Raw genomic sequence first — 18101 nt, forward strand, 5'->3', positions numbered from 1 at the left:
GGGTGCGGGCGCCGGGCCGGCGCCGGGATGACGGATCATGGCTACCAAGGACCACTGAACGAAGGGGACGGCCGAATGACCTGGCTGATCACCGGCGGCGCCGGATACATCGGGGCGCACGTCGTACGGGCGATGACCGAAGCGGGCGAGAAGGCCGTGGTCTACGACGACCTGTCCACGGGGATCGCCGAGCGCGTGCCCGACGGCGTCCCCCTGGTGGTGGGCTCGGTCCTGGACGGCGAACGCGTCGCCCGCGCCCTGGCCGACCACTCCGTCACCGGCGTGGTGCACCTGGCCGCCAAGAAGCAGGTCGGCGAGTCGGTGGACCTGCCCCTGCACTACTACCGGGAGAACGTCGAGGGGCTGCGCGTCCTGCTGGACGCGGTCACCAAGGCCGAGGTCCCGTCCTTCGTCTTCTCCTCCTCCGCCGCCGTGTACGGCATGCCCGACGTCGACCTGGTGACGGAGGAGACGCCCTGCGTGCCGATGTCGCCGTACGGCGAGACCAAGCTGGCCGGCGAGTGGCTGGTCCGCGCCACCGGCAAGGCCGCGGGGCTGTCCACGGCGTCCCTGCGCTACTTCAACGTGGCGGGCGCGGCGAGCCCGGAGCTGGCCGACACCGGCGTATACAACCTCGTCCCGATGGTCTTCGAGAAGCTGACGGAGTCCGCGGCCCCCCGGATCTTCGGCGACGACTACGCGACGCCGGACGGCACCTGTGTGCGCGACTACATCCACGTCGTCGACCTGGCCGAGGCCCACGTGGCGGCGGCCCGCGCCCTGCAGTCCTCCCCGGGCAGCACCCTCACCCTCAACATCGGCCGGGGCGAGGGCGTCTCCGTCCGCGAGATGATCGACCGCATCAACGCGCTCACCGGCTACGACCAGCCGCCGACGGTCACGCCCCGCCGCCCCGGCGACCCGGCCCGCGTCGTCGCCTCGGCCGACCGCGCCGCCGTCGAGCTGGGCTGGAAGGCCAAGTACGACGTCGAGGACATGATCACGTCGGCCTGGGCGGGCTGGGTGCGGCTCCACCCGGAGGCCGCGCGGGACTGACGCCGGATCAGCGCGGCGAGGAGACCTGCTCGCGCACCCACGCCGGGTCGGGGTTGGTGTAGGTCCGGCCCGCCACGAGCAGCGTGGGCACGGTCTCGTCGCCGCCGTTGGCCTCCCGCACCAGCTCCGCCCCGGCCGGGTCCCGCCAGATGTCGACCCAGTACAGCCGCCGCGCCCTGCGCCCCAGGCGGAGGCGCAGCCGCATGCAGTAGGCACACCCCGGCCGCCAGAACACGACCGGCCGCCCGTCGACGGCACTGCGCCGCCGCGCCTGCGACGCACCGACCGACCTGGGGAAGACCAGCGGCGAGGTCAGCCCCGCCAGCAGCACGAACACCAGCAACAGCACGGCACCCGTCCCGGTGCGCCCCTGGACGAACGGCCCGGTCGCGGCCCCCGCCCCGGCGATCAGCAGCAGCACCGGGCCCGTCCACGCCCGCCTCATCGGCCCTGCCCCGGCGTTTCCCGGCGCCCGGCTTCCCGAGCCGCCCGCTCCAGCCGGTCCCGGTACGACTCCCACCACGCCGCGTCCCCCGCCGGCACCGCGGCGTTGTCCTCGCGCATCCCCACGGCGCCGTCCGTCAGCTCCCGGATGATGTCGGCGTGCCCGGCGTGCCGCTGGGTGTCCGCGATCACGCGGGTCACGGCATGCAGCAGCGTCACCTCGTCCCTGCCCTCGGCCCACCACGGCACCCTGCCCACCGTCTCCAGCGCCACCGCGTCGATCGTCGCGTCCGCGTGGGCCCACGCCCGCCGGTACAGCCCCACGACGTACTCGCGCGACTCGTCCGCGGTGACCCACATGTCCGCGTTCTCCTCGGCGCCCTCCTCGTTCCAGGGCAGCGGCTCCTCCGACGGCCGCCCGAACACGACGCCGAGATACCCCAGCTCCACCGTGGCGGCGTGCTTCACCAGCCCGAGCAGATTGGTACCGGTCGGCGTCACCGGCCGCCGTACCTCGTACTCCGAGAGCCCTTCCAGCTTCCAGAGCAGGGCGTCCCGAGCGGCCTGAAGGTAGAAACGGAGCACGGCCTTGGGGTCTGTTGGGATCATGAGGCCAGTCTCCGCTCCCTTCCTGGGAACCGTCGATCAGTTCCGTGATGTCGTCCAAGTGATCGACTTTCAGGAGGAGCTGACTCAGTGCGGATCTACTTGAGCGCGGACATGGAAGGCATCACGGGGCTCGTCGACGCCGACGACGTCCAGCCCGGCGGCCAGGACTACGAACGCGGACGCCGGATGATGGCCGAGGACGTCAACGCGGCCATCAGAGGAGCGGTCGCCGCGGGCGCCACTCACATCACCGTGAACGACGCACACGGCCCCATGCGCAACCTCCTGCCGGAGGCCCTGCACCCGGCCGCACGGCTCATCCGTGGCAAACCCAAGAACATGGGCATGCTCGACGGCCTCACTTCCGGCCACGACGCCATGCTCTGTGTCGGTTACCACTCCCGAGCCGGCGCACTGGGGGTGCTGAGCCACAGTTTCATGGGGCACGAGATCGAGGACATGTGGCTCGACGGCAGACCGGTGGGAGAGATCGGCCTGGCCCATGCCACCGCGGCCGCCCTCGGTGTTCCCGTGGCGGTCCTCACCGGTGACGACCGCGCCTGCGAGGAGATGACGGAGTGGGATCCCTCGGTCACCACCGTGGCCGTGAAGTACGCCCATGACCGTTTCGCCGCCGAACTGCGGCCTGCGGACGAAGCCCGCGGGGCGATCGAGGAGGCCGTTGCCACCGGCCTGGCCGGAACGAGGGCCGCGGCGGCGAACCCGGACCCGGCCGTCCTGGCGGTCCGATGGCAGTCGGCCTCGGTGGCCTCGGTGCTTCAGGGCATCCCGGGTGTCACCGCCAGGGACTCCCGGACGGTCCAGGCCCGGGGCGCGCTGCCCGGCCTCTACCGTCAGTTCTGCGTCTGGATGCGGGTGGCGGCCTCCATGACCAACCAGCGACCGTATTGCTGACCGACCAGATCACGGCGATAGCCCTCCGGCGGCATCGAGAACCGTCCCGTCAGTGGCGCGTCACAGGGCGACGAGACCGGCCGTCGTTTCCTTGAAGCCGCAGGCGTCGAAGTAGAACGGGCGCAGGTGGTCCTCGAAGTCGACGTGCAGCCACTCGCAGCCCGCCGCGCGGGCCCCTTCGGCGGCGACCGCGACGAGTCGGGCGCCGACGCCGCGCGACCGTTGGTGCCGGGCCACCGCCGTGTCCAGCAGGAAGGCGTGCGCTCCGCCGTCCCAGGCGACGTTGACGAAGCCGACCAGGGAGCCGTCCTCCCGGGCGCAGACCCAGCCGAGGCTGTGCCGCTCCAATTGCGTGCGCCAGTCGGTCCGTTCGACCGGATGACCGAAGGCCTCGGCGTGCAGGGCGTTCAGCGAGCCGTTGTCGACGTCTTCGCGCCACAGGTAGGTGGTCGTCACCGCCCGATCGTACGTGGCGGGCGCGGCGGCTACAGCGGTCGGACGAAGGGGGCCCGCCACTGCGGGGACGGGTCCGAGCCCAGGGCCGACCAGTACTCCCGGCCGCCGGTGATCCGCCCCTCCCGGACCGTCCACAGGGACACCGCCCGGTGGACGCCCATCGTCTCGTGCGGGACCTCCACCTCCGAGACCACGGTCTCGCCGTCGGCCACGACGCGTATCACCTCGATCGACCAGCCCTCCGGATACTCCGCGTTGACGCTCACGAAGTCGGCGCGGCCCTCGATCCGCTCGGCGCTGACCGGCCACTCCACCACCAGGTCCTCGGCGAGCAGCGCGGCCAGGCCGTCCCAGTCCCGGGCCTGCATGCGGGTCCAGAACTCCCGGACGATCGCGGCGGGTTCCGCGGGTTCCGCGGGTTCCACGGATTCGACAGGTTCCACTGGTTCCGGAGACGGTGTGTGTGTCATGGGCGCAGCCTGACAGGGGGCACTGACAGTCGCGCTCCGGCCCTGCTCAGAGCGCCTTCAGGCCCTCCGCCGTGGCCCGCGCCAGCGATCCCAGGTACCCCTTGGGCAGCTTCGGGCTGCGGACGACCACCGAACGCCAGTACAGCGGGCCCGAGATCAGGTCCAGGGCCAGGTCCGCGTCGAGGCCCGGGGCCAGCTCACCGCGTTCGGCCGCCGCCGCGAGGATCCGGCTGGCGACGCCGTCCTGGCCCTCGCGCAGGGTCTTCTGGAGCGCCTCGGCGATGTCGGGGTTGCGGGCCGCCTCCGCCTGGAGGTCGGGGATGACCTGCGAGGCCACCGGGTGGCGCAGCGCGCGCGACGTCACCTCGTACAGCAGCCGCAGGTCACCCTCCAGGGAGCCGGTGTCCGGCGCGGGCAGGCCCTGTACGGCGAGGGCGGAGACGATGTCGAGCACCAGGTGCAGCTTGGAGCGCCAGCGCCGGTAGACGGCGGTCTTGCCGACGCCCGCGCGGCGCGCGATGCCCTCGATCGACATCCGTGCGTAGCCGACCGCCGCCAGTTCCTCGAAGACCGCGGCCCGGATGGCCTCCGTCACGTCCTCGCGGAGCACCGCGGCCCCCGCGGGGGCCCGGCGGCGCGGGCGCGGCGTCGGCTCGTCGGCGGCGGCGTTGGTCGTCATGCGGGCCAAGCATAGGGCGTAACGACGAAACGGTTGCGTTCCGGCGTCCCCACGCCCTACGCTCACGTTACGACGATACGGTGCCGTCCCGACGTAAGTGAACACCCACCGTCATCCAGGTGAACGACGGGCGCCGCCCTCTCGCCCCCTCCCCCGAGCGAAAGCACCGGATGTGAGCCAGGTCCTCGACCCCCCGCCCCCGACCACCCAGGCGCCCCCCGGCCCCGAACCGGACCACGACCTCGCGGCACTCGCCGCCCGGCACGGGCTGTCGGTCAGCGGTGCCCGCCCCTCCCTGCCCCAGTACGTCCGCCAGCTGTGGGCGCGCCGGCACTTCATCGGCGCCTTCTCCACCGCCAAGCTCACCGCCCAGTACAGCCAGGCCAAGCTCGGCCAGGTCTGGCAGGTGATGACGCCCCTGCTCAACGCGGCGGTGTACTACTTCATCTTCGGCATGCTGATGAACACCAGCCGCGGCGTGGAGGACTTCGTCCCGTTCCTGGTCACCGGCGTGTTCGTGTGGACGTTCACCCAGAGCTCGATCATGGCGGGCACCCGGGCCATCTCCGGCAACCTCGGCCTGGTCCGCGCCCTGCACTTCCCGCGGGCGGCGCTGCCGGTGTCGTTCTGCCTGCAGCAGCTCCAGCAGCTGCTGTTCTCGATGGCCGCCCTCGTCCTGATCCTGCTGGCCTTCGGCGTGCCGCCCGCCCCCTCCTGGGTGCTCGCGGTCCCGGCACTGGTGCTGCAGTTCCTGTTCAACGCGGGCGTGGCCATGGTCATGGCCCGGGTGGGTTCGAAGATCCCCGACATGGCCCAGCTGATGCCGTTCCTGCTGCGCACCTGGATGTACGCCTCGGGCGTCATGTTCAGCATCCACCACATGACCGGCCCCGACAGCGGCCTGCCGTCCTGGGTCGGCACCGCCCTCCAGCTCAACCCCGCCGTCGTCTACATCGACCTGATGCGCTTCGCCCTGATCGACAGCTTCGGCGGCAGCCAGCTGCCGCCCCACGTGTGGGCGCTCGCGGTGGGCTGGGCCCTGGTCGCCGGGGTCGGCGGCTTCATCTACTTCTGGAAGGCCGAGGAGACGTACGGTCGTGGCTGACACTCCCGCTGACAAGACCCCCGCTGACAAGACCCCCGCCGAGCGCGTGCCCACCGTCGTCGCCGACGGCGTCGACATCGTCTACCGGGTCAACGGCACCGGGGCCGGCCGCGGCTCCGCGACCGCCGCCCTCAACCGCATCCTGCGCGGCAAGAAGGCCGAGAAGGCCGCGGGCGTGCGCCGGGTGCACGCCGTGAAGAACGTGTCCTTCGTGGCGTACCGCGGCGAGGCCATCGGCCTGATAGGGACCAACGGCTCGGGCAAGTCGACGCTGCTCAAGGCGGTCGCCGGGCTGCTCCCGGTGGAGAGGGGCCGGATCTACACCGACGGGCAGCCCTCCCTGCTCGGCGTCAACGCCGCCCTGATGAACGACCTCACCGGCGAGCGCAACGTGTACCTCGGCGGCCTGGCGATGGGCATGTCCCGCGCGCAGGTCAAGGAGCGGTACCAGGAGATCGTCGACTTCTCCGGGATCAACGACAAGGGCGACTTCATCACCCTGCCGATGCGCACGTACTCCTCCGGCATGGCGGCCCGGCTGCGGTTCTCCATCGCCGCCGCCAAGGACCACGACGTCCTCCTCGTCGACGAGGCCCTGGCCACCGGCGACCGCTCCTTCCAGAAGCGGTCCGAGGAACGCATCCGGGAGCTGCGGCAGCACGCCGGCACGGTGTTCCTGGTCAGCCACAGCAACAAGTCCATCCGCGACACCTGCGACCGGGTGCTGTGGCTGGAGCGCGGCGAGCTGCGCATGGACGGGCCGACGGAGGAGGTCCTGAAGGAGTACGAGAAGTTCACCGGCGGTCCGGACAAGGCGGCGAAACCCAAGCCCGCACCCAAGGCGAAGGCCGCCGCCTGACCCGTCCCGAAGGGCCTCTTCGCCCGGAAAGCGTACGTACGGTTAACCCTTTTGCCTGATTAGTGCCACTATGGCCGGACGAACGAGCAGGAGTGTGCCGGGAGCGCCGACGGCGAAGGAGTCCCCGCGATGTCCGAGACCCCCGAACTCAGCGTCATCGTCCACGGCCCCAACGTCCAGGACCACCTGCCCGCGCTCCTCGACTCCCTCGACGCCCACCCCCTCGCCGGTGTCGAGGTGATCGTCGCCGCCGTGGGGGACTGGGCACGGGAGACCGCCGAGCGGCACGTCCCCGCGTTCACCGTGCTGCCCCTGCCGGAGGGCGCCGGTGACGCGGCGGCCCGGGCGGCCGGGGCGGCACGGGCGTCCGGCCGCTGGCTGCACTTCGTCCATGCCAAGGACGGCCTGCCTCCCGGCGCCCCACGCACGATCGCCGAGCACGTCGCCGGCCTGCCCGACACCGTGGACGTGCTGCTCGTCGACCATGTCCGCAGCTCGTGGCGGGCCTCGGGCCTGCCCTCCCCCGACGGCCCCCGGCTGGCCCGCGCGGGCCGCGCCGACCTCGCCCTCGACGACCGCGCGGCGCTGCTCCGGCTGACCCCGCTGCTCGGCAACCGCGTCGTGCGCGCCGCCTTCTGGCGGGCCCGTGAGCGGCTCCTGACCACCGAGGACGAGCCCTTCGCCGCGTACGCCGCGCTGCTGCTCGCCGGCCGCGTCGCCTGCCTGCCCCACCCGGCGTACGAGGACCGCAGGCTGCGCCCCGAGAGCCTCCCGCCGCCCACCCCGGCCGAGCGGTACGCGCTGGTCGACCGCTACGAGGCGCTGCTCGGCCTCACCGCCGACCGGCCCGCCGTCCACGGCGTCCTGTACGACCTGATGGTCCGCGACTGCCTGCGCACCTTCGCCCGCGCCGGGATGCCGGACGAGGTGGCCCGGGAGTTCTTCCACCGGGCGTCCGTGACCGCCCGGCGCCACCGCCCCGAGGGGCTGCGGCAGCCCGCCGGCCTGGAAGGGGTGCGCCGCTCGCTCCTCGAAGAGGGCGCCTACGGCAAGTACCGCGCCCTCCAGACCGCCAACCACGCCCGCCGCCGCGTGCGCTCCGCCGCGCGCACCGGCAGACGCCGGGCCGGCACCCGGCTGCGCGCGCTCCAGTACCGCGCCGCCCTGGCCCGCCCGGTCGACCCGCACCTCGCGGTCTTCTCGGCGTACTGGAACCGCGGGGTGGCCTGCAACCCGGCCGCGATCGCCGCCAAGCTCGCGGAACTCGCCCCGGGCGTCCACCCGGTGTGGGTGGTCACGGCGCAGGGCGCGGCCCTGCTGCCGCCCGGCACCGACCACGTGGTGCCCGGCACCCGCCGCTACTGGGAGGTGCTGGCCCGCGCCAAGTACCTGGTCAACAACGTCAACTTCCCGGACGCGGTGGTCAAGCGCCCCGGCACCGTCCACCTCCAGACCCACCACGGCACCCCGCTCAAGCGCATGGGCGTGGACCAGCTGCCCTACCCGGCCGCCGCCCACGGCCTGGACTTCCAGGCCCTCCTGGAGCGCGTCGACAAGTGGGACTTCAGCGTCTCCGCCAACAGCCACTCCACCCGCATGTGGCAAAGGGCCTACCCCTCCCGCCACACCTCCCTGGACCACGGCTACCCGCGCAACGACGTGTACTACACCGCCGGTCCCGCCGAGGTCCGCGCGGCCCGCGAACGCCTGGGCATAGCCCCCGGCCGCAGGGCGGTCCTCTACGCGCCGACCCACCGCGACTACGAGGCCGGCTGGACCCCGCGCCTCGACCTCGCCGCCCTCGCCGACCGACTCGGCGAGGACACGGTCCTGCTGGTGCGCGCCCACTACTTCTACGACAGCGCCGCCCCCGCCTCGGCGCCGCTGGCGGGCCTGCGCCGCACCGGCCGCCTCGTCGACGTCTCCTCCTACGAACCCGTCGAGGAACTCTGCCTGGCCGCCGACGCGCTGGTCACCGACTACTCGTCGATCATGTTCGACTACGCCAACCTGGACCGCCCGATCGTCATCCACGCCGACGACTGGGAGACGTACCGCACCACCCGCGGCGTCTACTTCGACCTGATGGCCGAGGCCCCCGGCCCGGTCGCCCGCACCCAGGCGGAGCTGACCGAGATCCTCACCACCGACGCCTGGCACGACGAGCGCGCGGCGAAGGCGCGGGCCGCCTTCCGGCGCCGGTTCTGCGAGTACGACGACGGCCGCGCCGCCGAGCGCGTCGTACGCCGGGTCTTCCTCGGCGAGGACGAGCGGACCCTGCCCCCGGTCCTGCCGGTCGAGGACCGCACCCCGGCCCCGAGCCCCGAGGAGGCCTGCGCGTCATGAGGACCGCCACCACGAGCCCGGCCACCGGCACGCTCGCGCCCCTCTCGTCGAGCACTCCGGACGTCACCGTCACCGTCATCGTCTACAACGACGCCGAACGCCTGCCCCGTGCGGTCGCCTCCGTGCTGCGCCAGACCCACGCGAACATCGAGGTCGTCATCAGCGACGACCACTCGACCGACGCCACCGAGGAGGTGGCCCGCGAACTGGCCGCCCACGACCCGCGGATCGTGTACCTGCGGCTGCCCGAGAACAGCGGCGGGTGCAGCGCCCCGCGCAACCGCGCCCTGGAGATCGCGCGGGCGCCCTACCTGATGTTCCTGGACAGCGACGACGAACTCCCCGAACGCGCCGTCGAGGTCCTGCTCGCCGCCCATCGCGAACGCGACCTGGACTTCGCGATGGGCGCCGTGCACCGCATCCGCGTCGACGGCGGACGCCGTACCACCTGGATGCCGCACCTGGTCGCCGAGCGCCGCACCCTCGACGGCATCGAGGCCGACCCGCGCCTGCTCTTCGAGCACCTCTCCACCAGCAAGATGTACGCCCGTGCCTTCCTCGACCGGCACGGCCTGCGCTTCCCCGAGGGCATCCACTACGAGGACCAGCTCTTCTCGGCGCAGGCGTACTGCCTGGCCAAGTCGTTCACCGTCGTCCCCGAGCCGGTCTACCGCTGGTACATAGCCCCGTACGCCGCTTCCGACACCGCCTCCATCTCCAACCAGCGGCACAAGCTCACCAACGTCCGCGACCGCGTCCACGTGCAGCGGCTCATCGACGCGTTCCTGGCCGAGAGCGGGCACGAGGGGCTGCGCGAGGACAAGGACTTCAAGTTCCTCAAGCACGACTTCCGGATGTACGCCGGCGACCTCCCCTACCGGGACGAGGCGTGGCTGTCGGCCTTCGCGGACCTGATGAACCCCTACCTCGACACGCTCGCCGAGGGCGCCTACGCCAGGCTGCCCCGCGCCGAACGCGTCGTCCTGCGCCTGCTGCGCGACCGGCGCCTGGCCGACGTACGCACGGCGGCCCGCGGCCTCGGCCACGAGGTGGCACCGCGCCAGGTGACGCCGGACGGGGAGAGCGGCCGCCTGTACTGGGGCGAGGAGGTCCCGGCCTCCCCCGAGTCCCGGCGCGAGCTGGACCTGACGGACCTGGAGCTGGACACCCGCCCGTTCTTCACCGCCCTGCTCCGGCACGAGATCACGGAGGTCAGGCGCGGCCCCGGTGCGTCGGTCGACCTCACCGTCCGCACCTACGACCCCGCTCTGCGCCTCCCCGTCGGTCCCCAGCGCGCGGTGCTCCACCTCTCGCCGGGCCGCCGCAGCCTCACGGTCCCCTTCCGCCTCTCGCCGGTCCGCCCCGGCCTGTTCGAGGGCCGCGTCCGCCTGGACCTGGCGGCGGCCCGTCTCCCGCTGCACGGCTTCGAGGGCACCCGCCATCCCGTGCTGCGCCTCCGCCACCGGGGCCGTACCCACACGGGCATCCTCCTGGCGCCCCTGGACTTCCCGCCGCTCACGGCCCGCGTCCCGCACCGCGCCGGTCTCACCCCCCACCGCGTCACCCTCCGCCCGGAGGGCCACAACCCGGGCCGCCTCCAGATCACCTGGCACCCGGTGGGCACGACGGCCACCGTCCTCCGCCCGACGGCCCGCCGCCTGTCCACCCCCAGAACCCGCCGAGCGGCCCGCCTGATAACCAACATCCTCCGCTGACGCCGCCCGCCCCTAGCTGCGGGCAGTCGCGCCGCACCCCGCCGCCACTGCCGCCGCCGCTGCGGGCAGTCGCGCCGCACCCCGCCGCCACTGCCGCCGCCGCTGCGGGCAGTCGTGCCGCTGGGGCGGCACGGGTGGGCGCAGCGGCACCCCGCAACGCCGGGCTGCGTCCCCACCCCCGCCCAGCCCCACCCCGCCGCACACACCAAGGCGCCCCGGACCGAACCCGGCCCGGGGCGCCTCACACAGCGAGCGGCGCAACACCGCCCCGCCTACGAATGCGTCCGCAACAACGTCCGCATCGTCCGCATCGCCACCGACAGATTCGACAGATCGAACTCGTCCGACGACCGGATCTCCTCCAGCGTCGTCCGCGCCCGCCCGAGAATCGCCGCGTTCTTCTGCTCCCACGCCTTGAACCGCTGCTCCGGCGTCGACGTGCCGTTCCCCACCGCCAGGACGTCCGCGGTCAGCGACGCGTGCGCCGAGTACAGGTCCTCACGGATTGCCGCACGGGCCATCGACTGCCAGCGGTCGTTCCGCGGCAGGTCGCTGATCCGGTCCATCAGCTGGGTGACGCCGAGCCGGTCGGCGAGGTCGTAGTACACCTCGGCGACGTCCAGCGGCTCCTTGCCCATGCGGTCGGCCACCGACACGATGTCCAGCGTCGCGAAGACCGAGGAGAACCCGGCCACCCGCGTGGCCGGCTCGTCCGGGACCCCGGCGGCGGTCAGCTCGTCGTAGATGTGCTGGTACCACTCCGCGTCCGCGCCGCGCAGCAGCTTCGGCAGCTGGGACCACACCTGCTCGACCCGCTCGGCGAAGAAGTCCACCGTCTCCGCCAGCTCCAGCGGCTGCGGCCGGTTGTTGAGCAGCCACCGCGTGCCGCGCTCGACCAGGCGGCGCGAGTGCAGCCGGATCCGGGTCTGGACGGCCGCGTCGACCTTGGTGTCCAGGGCCTCCACCGCGTCCCACACCGGGGAGGAGCGGAAGATCGCCCGGGCCACGGTCTGTGCCCGCACGATCTCCTCCAGCGACGCGCCGGTCTCCTCGCGCATCCGGTGCAGATACGTCGTACCGCCCGTGTTGACCGTGTCGTTGACCAGGACCGTCGTCGTGATCTCGCGGCGCAGCGGGTGGCCGTCGACCTGTTCGGCGAACTGCTCGCGCAGCGCCGTCGGGAAGTAGGCGTGCAGCAGGCCCTTGAGGTACGGGTCGTCCGGCAGCGAGGTGTGCAGCAGCTCCTCGGCGACCGTGATCTTCGTGTACGCCAGCAGCACCGCCGTCTCCGGACCGGTCAGGCCGTGTCCGCTGCTCAGCCGCTCCCGGATCTGGCGGTCGGTGGGCAGGAACTCCAGGGCCCGGTTGAGGTGGCCCTCCCTGACCAGGTGCCGCATGAAGCGCTGCTGGGCGTGGAGCATGTCCTTGGACTGCGCCAGCGCGTTGGCGATCGCCGTGTTCTGCGCGTAGTTGTTGCGCAGGACCAGCGCGCCGACCTCGTCGGTCATCTGGGCGAGCAGCTTGTTGCGCTGCTTGACGGTCATGTCGCCGTCCTTGACGAGACCGTTGAGCAGGATCTTGATGTTCACCTCGTGGTCGGAGGTGTCCACGCCCGCGCTGTTGTCGATGGCGTCGGTGTTGATCCGGCCGCCCTGCAGCGCGAACTCGATCCGGCCCAGCTGGGTCAGGCCCAGGTTGCCGCCCTCGCCGACGACCTGGACCCGCAGGTCCTTGCCGTCGACGCGGATGGCGTCGTTGCCCTTGTCGCCGACGTCGGCGTTGGACTCGGTGGACGCCTTGACGTACGTGCCGATGCCGCCGTTCCACAGCAGGTCCACCGGGGAGCTGAGGATCGCCTTCATCAGCTCGGCCGGGGTCATCTTGGTGACGCCGGACTCGATGCCGAGGGCCTCGCGGACGTGCGCGTTGACCGGGATGGACTTGGCGCTGCGCGGGAAGATGCCGCCGCCCGCCGAGAGCAGCTCGGTGTTGTAGTCCTCCCAGGAGGAGCGGGGCAGCTCGAACAGCCGGCGGCGCTCGGCGTAGGAGGTGGCCGCGTCCGGCGTCGGGTCGATGAAGATGTGCCGGTGGTCGAAGGCGGCGACCAGGCGGATGTGCTCGCTGAGCAGCATGCCGTTGCCGAACACGTCACCGGACATGTCGCCGATGCCGACCACCGTGAAGTCCTGGGTCTGGGTGTCCACGCCCAGCTCCCGGAAGTGCCGCTTGACGGACTCCCAGGCGCCGCGGGCGGTGATGCCCATGCCCTTGTGGTCGTAGCCCGCGCTGCCGCCGGAGGCGAAGGCGTCGCCGAGCCAGAAGTTGTACGACTCGGCGACCTCGTTGGCGATGTCGGAGAACTTCGCGGTGCCCTTGTCGGCGGCGACGACGAGGTAGGTGTCGTCCTCGTCGTGCCGGACGACGTCCGCGGGGTGCACGACCTCGCCGGCCACCATGTTGTCGGTGATGTCGAGCAGGGCCGAGATGAACGTCTTGTAGCTGGCGATGCCCTCCGCCATCCAGGCGTCGCGGTCGACGCTCGGGTCGGGCAGCTGCTTGGCGACGAAGCCGCCCTTGGCGCCGACCGGCACGATGACGGTGTTCTTCACCATCTGCGCCTTGACCAGGCCGAGGATCTCGGTGCGGAAGTCCTCCCGGCGGTCGGACCAGCGCAGACCGCCGCGGGCGACCTTGCCGAAGCGCAGGTGCACGCCCTCGACGCGCGGCGAGTAGACCCAGATCTCGAACGCCGGGCGCGGCGCCGGCAGGTCGGGGATGGCCTGCGGGTCGAACTTCATGGAGACGTAGTCGTGCGGCTTGCCGCCCTCCGCCTCCTGGAAGAAGTTCGTCCGCAGGGTCGCCTTGATGACGGTGAGGAAGGACCGCAGGATCCGGTCCTCGTCGAGGCTGGCGACCTGGTCGAGGGCCGCGTCCACCTCTTCGAGCAGGGCGTCGACGATCTCCCGCCCGGCGCGCTGCCGCTCCGGCGCCATCCGCGCCTCGAACAGGTTGATGAGCAGGCGCGTGGTGTGGACGTTGTTGCGGAGGGTGTCCTCCATGTAGTCCTGGCTGAACGTCGAGCCCGCCTGCCGCAGGTACTTGGCGTACGCGCGCAGCACCATCGCCTCGCGCCAGGTCAGTCCGGCGCTGAGCACGAGGGCGTTGAAGCCGTCGTTCTCCGCCTTGCCGGTCCAGGTGGCGGCGAAGGCGTCCTGGACGCGCTCGCGGGCGTCGTCGCCGAGGTAGTCGGCGCCGCCGGCCGGGGCCTTGGGCATGCGCAGGCCGAAGTCGTAGATCCAGGCCGTGGTGCGGTCCGCGCAGCGCAGCTCGTAGGGCCGCTCGTCGGTGACCTCGACGCCGAGCCGGCTGAGCACCGGCAGCACGGCGGACAGGGAGACCGAGCCGCCCTTCTGGTAGATCTTGAAGCGCCGTTCCTCGGGCGCGGCGCCGACCGGCTCGTACAGGCTCAGCGCGAAGGTCTTCTCCTCGTCGAGCTGCTCCAGGTGGCCGAGGTCGGCGACCGCGGAGCGCGGACCGTGGTCGGCCTTGTAGCCCTCGGGGAAGGCGGACCCGTAGTGGCGCAGCAGCTCCGCGGCGCGTTCCTCGCCGAACTCGGCGGTCAGCGCCTCGCCGAAGCCGTCGGCCCAGGAGCGGGCGGCCTCGACCAGTCGGGCCTCGACGCGCTCCTTGTCGGCGTCGGACAGGTGCGGCAGCTCGGTGCCCTGCGGGACCCGGACCACGAAGTGCAGCCGGGACAGGATCGACTCGGTGTTCCAGGCCGTGAAGTCGACGCTGGTGCCGCCCAGCTCCTCCTTGAGGATGTCGATGATCCGCAGCCGGACACCGGTGGTGTAGCGGTCGCGGGGGAGGTAGACGAGCGCCGAGTAGTAGCGGCCGTACTCGTCCTGGCGCAGGTAGAGCCGCAGCCGGCGCCGCTCCTGGAGGTAGAGCACGGAGGTGACGATCGGCTCCAGCTCCTCGACGGACGTCTGGAACATCTCGTCGCGCGGGTACGTCTCCAGGATCTGCAGCAGGTCGCGCCCGTCGTGGCTGTTGGGCGAGAACCCGGCCCGCTCCAGCACCTCCTCGACCTTGCGCCGCACCACCGGCACCCGGCGGACGGACTCGGTGTAGGCGGCGGAGGAGAACAGGCCGAGGAAGCGCCGCTCGCCGACCACGTTGCCGTTCTCGTCGAACTTCTTGACACCGACGTAGTCGAGGTACGAGGGCCGGTGCACGGTGGCCCGGCTGTTCGCCTTGGTCAGCACCAGCAGGCGGTGCTCGCGGGCCTTGGCCCGGGCGTCGGCGGGCAGCCGCTCGAAGGAGGGGCTGACGGGGTGGCTCTCGTCGGTCGCGTGGTGCGGGTCGGAGCGCAGGATGCCGAGGCCGGTGCCGGCGACGGCGGCGAGGGAGTCGTCCTCGCGCAGCTCGTACTCGCGGTAGCCGAGGAAGGTGAAGTGGTCGTCGGCCAGCCAGCGCAGCAGCTCGCGGGCCTCCTCCAGCTCCCGCGCGGGCAGGTCCTCCGGGGTCGCCTCGGTCGACAGCTGGTCCGCGATGCGGACGGCCGCGTCCCGCATCTTGCCCCAGTCCTCGACGGTCTCGCGGACGTCGTTCAGCACGCGCAGCAGGTCGGCGGTGATCTGCTTGAGGTCGCCGCGGTCGGTCTCGCGGTCGATCTCGACGTGGATCCAGGACTCGACGTGCGCGTCGTGCGGCAGGTCGGCGGCGGGCGGACCGGCGAGCACCTCGACGAGCTTGCCCGCGATGTCGCGCCGCACCACGATCTGCGGGTGGACGACGACGTGGATGCCGCGGCCCTGCCGGGTCAGCTCGTTGGTCACGGAGTCGACGAGGAAGGGCATGTCGTCGGTGACCACCTCGACGACGGAGTGGCTGCACGTCCAGCCGTTCTCCTCGACCGTCGGGGTGTGCACCCGGACGTTCGCCGTGCCCTGCGGGCGGTTCTCGGCCAGCCGGTAGTGCGAGACGGCGGCACCGAAGACGTCGACCGGGTCGCGGTCGGCGAGGTCCTCCGGGGCGGTGTGCCGGTAGTAGCGCTGGAGGAACGCGGACACGGATGCGTAGTCCGGGGCGCCGTCCGGGCCGTCCGGGGTGCCCGGAGTTCCCTCGCCCGTCGTCCCGGTCGGTAGGTGTCCCCCGACCGGGCTGTTCTCAGCTACCCGCGCAGCCCTTTCGAGCAGCTCGGCCTTGGCTTCGTCCAGCTTGGTCTGCATTGTCCTCTGACTCCTGTCGCGCGCCGTTGCGTGACGTAGAAGGAAGTACGGTCTCCTGCCTTCCGGCATGACGTCGAGACACGGGGTGTCCGGTCTGCTCCGACGCTATGCCGCAAGTTGAGAGGAGCGGGGGCATATCGGCCAATGTCGCCGCTCCCACCGGGTGTGACTTCGCTCTCGCCGTCACCGTCCGGGGAGTGCGCGGCGCCGTGCCGGGGATCTCGGAGGCCCCGTCCCGCCCGCGAGGATCAGCGACCGCCGCCCGGCCACGGATGTCGTCCGTGTGTGCCGGGCGCAGGGCAGGGGCACCAGTGCCCCCGCGAGCTATCGCGCTGATCACGCCCACAAGGCTATCGCCCCCCACGGGCTCCCCGTCATGAGCCGCATGTGTACAAAACCGGGCCCACAACTTGGACGTTCCGCACAGCGACGGCCGGGTACCTGACCCGGAGTGCGCGCCGGGCGCGAGGACCGGCACGGCTTCCGTACCGGACGGCACCGTCACCCCGCCAGCCGCTCCGCCACCAGCACGGCCTCGCCGAGCGTGTCCACCACCGGCACCCCGGCCCCCTCGAGGCTGGCCCGGCTGTGCGACCCCCCGGTGTACAGCACCGCCTCCGCACCCACGTGGTGCGCCGCCACCGCGTCGTCGGCGGCGTCGCCGATCACCACCGTGCGGGCGGGCTCCACCCCGGAGCGCGCCAGCTGCGCGAGGTGGCGCACCATGTGCTCGGCCTTGCTGCCCCCGGACGGCCCGGTCCGTCCGTCGACGCGTATGAAGTGGGCCTCGATGCCGAAGCCCTTGACCAGCGGCACCAGCTCGTCGTGGCCGTACATGCTGAGGATCGACTGGCTGCGCCCCGCCGACCGCCACCGCGCCAGCAGCTCCGTGACGCCGTCCGCGAGCCGGCACCGGCTCCGCTGCGTGGTGTAGTGGCGGTGGAAGGTCGCGTCCATGACCTCCCACTCGGCGTCGGTGGGCAGCCGCCCCATCAGCCGCTCGTAGAACTTCGGCACCGGAACGCAGTACAGCGCCCGGTACTGCTCCAGTGTGATCGGCGCCAGCCCCAGCTCGGCGAACGCCGCGTTCGTCGCTCCGATGATCGCGTCGTTGTCGTGGAACAGCGTGCCGTTCCAGTCCCACACGATGTGTGCCCCCGTCTGCGTCCCCATGCCCGAAAACGTACCCGCCGCCACTGACAATCGGGACGCCTCAGGGTGAAGTTCCTGGTCAGACCAGGTTCGGCAGCTCCTGCGTCGCGTACCAGAGCAGCTCGTGGTCCTCCGCGCCGTCCACGACGAACTGGGCGTCGTCGTCCCCGCCGTCCGCCGCCGCGAGCGCCTCGGCCGCCGCGCTCACGTCCGCCTCCGCGTCGGCGGAGTCGACGTGCACCGCGGCCGCCTTGGCCAGCGGCAGCGGCCCGGCGACCCGGACCTCGCCCAGCGCCGCCGGATCGAGTCCCCGGTCCGGGTCGGCGGAGGCGGCGCCGTCGGGCACGTCGGCGGCGACCACGACCCGGCGCCGTGCCGCGGCGGGGTCGGCCGCCAGCAGCCGCAGCGAGGCCAGGGCGGCCCGGTTGAGGGCGGCGTACTCCAGCTCCTCGATGTCGTCCGACAGGTACCACTCGCGCAGCGCCGGCGTGACGGCGTAGGCGACGAGCGGCCCGGCCCCCAGCTCCCCCGCCCGGTGCGCCTCGGCGAGGCCGGACAGGGTCAGGGGGACGTAGACGCGCATGAGTCTGCCGCTTTCGTGGTCGGGGACGCCGCCGGAGCGGTCGGTGCCCGGCGGCCCGGTGGAGAGCCTTCAGGATACGTGCGGGTGTCCCCTTTCGAGTCCCCACCCAGGGCCTCCGACGCGTCCATCCCGGGCCCGGTGTTCACCCGGTCCACCCGCGGCGTTCCGGGCTCCGGGACCGCCCAGGTCACTCGGATAGGTGAACTTCGCCGCCCCCTCGACGCGGCCGCCCGCCTCCTTGCCGTGCCACCCCGCCAACCCGTACAAGATCCACGACCACGAAGTTACTGCCCGGTATCACCCGGGCCGCCGAACGGGGACCCCCATGCGCAAGGTCATGACCAGAACCCCTCTCCGCCCCGCCGCTCCGCCCCTCCCCACATCCCCCGCCACCGCTCTCACCCCGCCACCGCCGTACATCCCCGACGCGACGCCGCCCGGCGGGCCCGACGCCGTGTCGTCCCACGCCCCCCGGGCC

14 protein-coding genes are annotated in these 18101 nt (G+C 72.3%); 6 read left to right on the top strand and 8 right to left on the bottom strand.

The genetic code is table 11. The features are described 5' to 3' along the window. The first annotated feature begins 75 nt into the window (after positions 1 to 75). The gene (gene galE / locus K7854_RS03465; protein ID WP_226024843.1) at positions 76 to 1056 is read left to right on the top strand and encodes a UDP-glucose 4-epimerase GalE; all 981 of its coding nucleotides are present in this window, start codon (positions 76 to 78) and stop codon (positions 1054 to 1056) included. Positions 1057 to 1063: 7 nt separating this feature from the next. Here galE and K7854_RS03470 read toward each other — a convergent pair whose 3' ends face one another. Continuing rightward, on the bottom strand, positions 1064 to 1501 hold the full coding sequence (locus K7854_RS03470) for a glutaredoxin domain-containing protein (protein WP_226024844.1): 438 nt from the start codon (positions 1499 to 1501) through the stop codon (positions 1064 to 1066). Beyond that, positions 1498 to 2109 carry a DinB family protein gene (locus tag K7854_RS03475; protein ID WP_226024845.1) on the bottom strand — a complete coding sequence of 204 codons (612 nt, stop codon included), beginning with the start codon at positions 2107 to 2109 and terminating at the stop codon, positions 1498 to 1500. The genes K7854_RS03470 and K7854_RS03475 overlap by 4 nt, the downstream gene beginning before the upstream one ends. 87 nt (positions 2110 to 2196) lie before the next feature. Between K7854_RS03475 and K7854_RS03480 the strand changes: the two genes are divergently transcribed. Continuing rightward, the gene (locus K7854_RS03480; RefSeq protein ID WP_226024846.1) at positions 2197 to 3024 is read left to right on the top strand and encodes a M55 family metallopeptidase; all 828 of its coding nucleotides are present in this window, start codon (positions 2197 to 2199) and stop codon (positions 3022 to 3024) included. 60 nt (positions 3025 to 3084) lie between these two features. Here the strand turns inward: K7854_RS03480 and K7854_RS03485 are convergent, their stop codons facing one another. The 3 genes from K7854_RS03485 to K7854_RS03495 form a co-directional block, all read right to left on the bottom strand. After that, on the bottom strand, positions 3085 to 3480 hold the full coding sequence (locus K7854_RS03485) for a GNAT family N-acetyltransferase (protein WP_226024847.1): 396 nt from the start codon (positions 3478 to 3480) through the stop codon (positions 3085 to 3087). Positions 3481 to 3509: 29 nt separating this feature from the next. After that, complete coding sequence (locus K7854_RS03490) at positions 3510 to 3905, bottom strand: nuclear transport factor 2 family protein (RefSeq protein WP_226024848.1); 396 nt, start codon at positions 3903 to 3905, stop codon at positions 3510 to 3512. Positions 3906 to 3996: 91 nt separating this feature from the next. Next, positions 3997 to 4629, bottom strand: a complete 633-nt coding sequence (locus tag K7854_RS03495; RefSeq protein ID WP_226024849.1) for a TetR/AcrR family transcriptional regulator — start codon at positions 4627 to 4629, stop codon at positions 3997 to 3999. 172 nt (positions 4630 to 4801) lie between these two features. Between K7854_RS03495 and K7854_RS03500 the strand changes: the two genes are divergently transcribed. The 4 genes from K7854_RS03500 to K7854_RS03515 all read left to right on the top strand — a co-directional run bounded on the left by K7854_RS03500 (position 4802) and on the right by K7854_RS03515 (position 10654). Continuing rightward, entirely contained in the window at positions 4802 to 5734 is a 933-nt protein-coding gene (locus K7854_RS03500) for an ABC transporter permease (RefSeq protein ID WP_226024850.1), read from the top strand. Next, on the top strand, positions 5727 to 6593 hold the full coding sequence (locus K7854_RS03505; RefSeq protein WP_226024851.1) for an ABC transporter ATP-binding protein: 867 nt from the start codon (positions 5727 to 5729) through the stop codon (positions 6591 to 6593). Before K7854_RS03500 ends, K7854_RS03505 begins: the two co-directional genes overlap by 8 nt. Before the next feature lie 129 nt (positions 6594 to 6722). After that, positions 6723 to 8939, top strand: coding sequence for a CDP-glycerol glycerophosphotransferase family protein (locus tag K7854_RS03510; protein ID WP_226024852.1), 2217 nt, complete (start codon positions 6723 to 6725; stop codon positions 8937 to 8939). Continuing rightward, positions 8936 to 10654, top strand: a complete 1719-nt coding sequence (locus K7854_RS03515) for a glycosyltransferase family 2 protein (protein ID WP_226024853.1) — start codon at positions 8936 to 8938, stop codon at positions 10652 to 10654. The genes K7854_RS03510 and K7854_RS03515 overlap by 4 nt, the downstream gene beginning before the upstream one ends. A gap of 272 nt (positions 10655 to 10926) precedes the next feature. On the opposite strand, the gene K7854_RS03520 is transcribed toward K7854_RS03515, so the two are convergent. From K7854_RS03520 to K7854_RS03530, 3 genes are all read right to left on the bottom strand, one after another. Further along, positions 10927 to 15888: an NAD-glutamate dehydrogenase gene (locus tag K7854_RS03520; RefSeq protein WP_226024854.1), complete on the bottom strand. Its 4962-nt coding sequence runs from the start codon at positions 15886 to 15888 to the stop codon at positions 10927 to 10929. Positions 15889 to 16389: 501 nt separating this feature from the next. Then, positions 16390 to 17061 (bottom strand): HAD family hydrolase, encoded by a 672-nt coding sequence (locus tag K7854_RS03525; protein ID WP_226024855.1) that lies wholly within the window; start codon positions 17059 to 17061, stop codon positions 16390 to 16392. A 58-nt stretch (positions 17062 to 17119) separates the two neighbouring features. Further along, positions 17120 to 17623 (bottom strand): DUF6912 family protein, encoded by a 504-nt coding sequence (locus K7854_RS03530; protein ID WP_226024856.1) that lies wholly within the window; start codon positions 17621 to 17623, stop codon positions 17120 to 17122. Between the last annotated feature and the right edge of the window lie 478 nt (positions 17624 to 18101).

It is taken from the genome of Streptomyces hyderabadensis (genome assembly GCF_020404845.1).
Taxonomy (GTDB): domain Bacteria; phylum Actinomycetota; class Actinomycetes; order Streptomycetales; family Streptomycetaceae; genus Streptomyces; species Streptomyces hyderabadensis.

Bases quoted from the DNA above. Each gene is read 5' to 3' on its own strand.
- galE (WP_226024843.1), top strand. From the start codon at position 76: ATGACCTGGCTGATCACCGGCGGCGCCGGATACATCGGGGCGCACGTC.
- K7854_RS03470 (WP_226024844.1), bottom strand. From the start codon at position 1,501: ATGAGGCGGGCGTGGACGGGCCCGGTGCTGCTGCTGATCGCCGGGGCG.
- K7854_RS03475 (WP_226024845.1), bottom strand. From the start codon at position 2,109: ATGATCCCAACAGACCCCAAGGCCGTGCTCCGTTTCTACCTTCAGGCC.
- K7854_RS03495 (WP_226024849.1), bottom strand. From the start codon at position 4,629: ATGACGACCAACGCCGCCGCCGACGAGCCGACGCCGCGCCCGCGCCGC.
- K7854_RS03510 (WP_226024852.1), top strand. From the start codon at position 6,723: ATGTCCGAGACCCCCGAACTCAGCGTCATCGTCCACGGCCCCAACGTC.
- K7854_RS03515 (WP_226024853.1), top strand. From the start codon at position 8,936: ATGAGGACCGCCACCACGAGCCCGGCCACCGGCACGCTCGCGCCCCTC.
- K7854_RS03520 (WP_226024854.1), bottom strand. From the start codon at position 15,888: ATGCAGACCAAGCTGGACGAAGCCAAGGCCGAGCTGCTCGAAAGGGCT.
- K7854_RS03525 (WP_226024855.1), bottom strand. From the start codon at position 17,061: ATGGGGACGCAGACGGGGGCACACATCGTGTGGGACTGGAACGGCACG.
- K7854_RS03530 (WP_226024856.1), bottom strand. From the start codon at position 17,623: ATGCGCGTCTACGTCCCCCTGACCCTGTCCGGCCTCGCCGAGGCGCAC.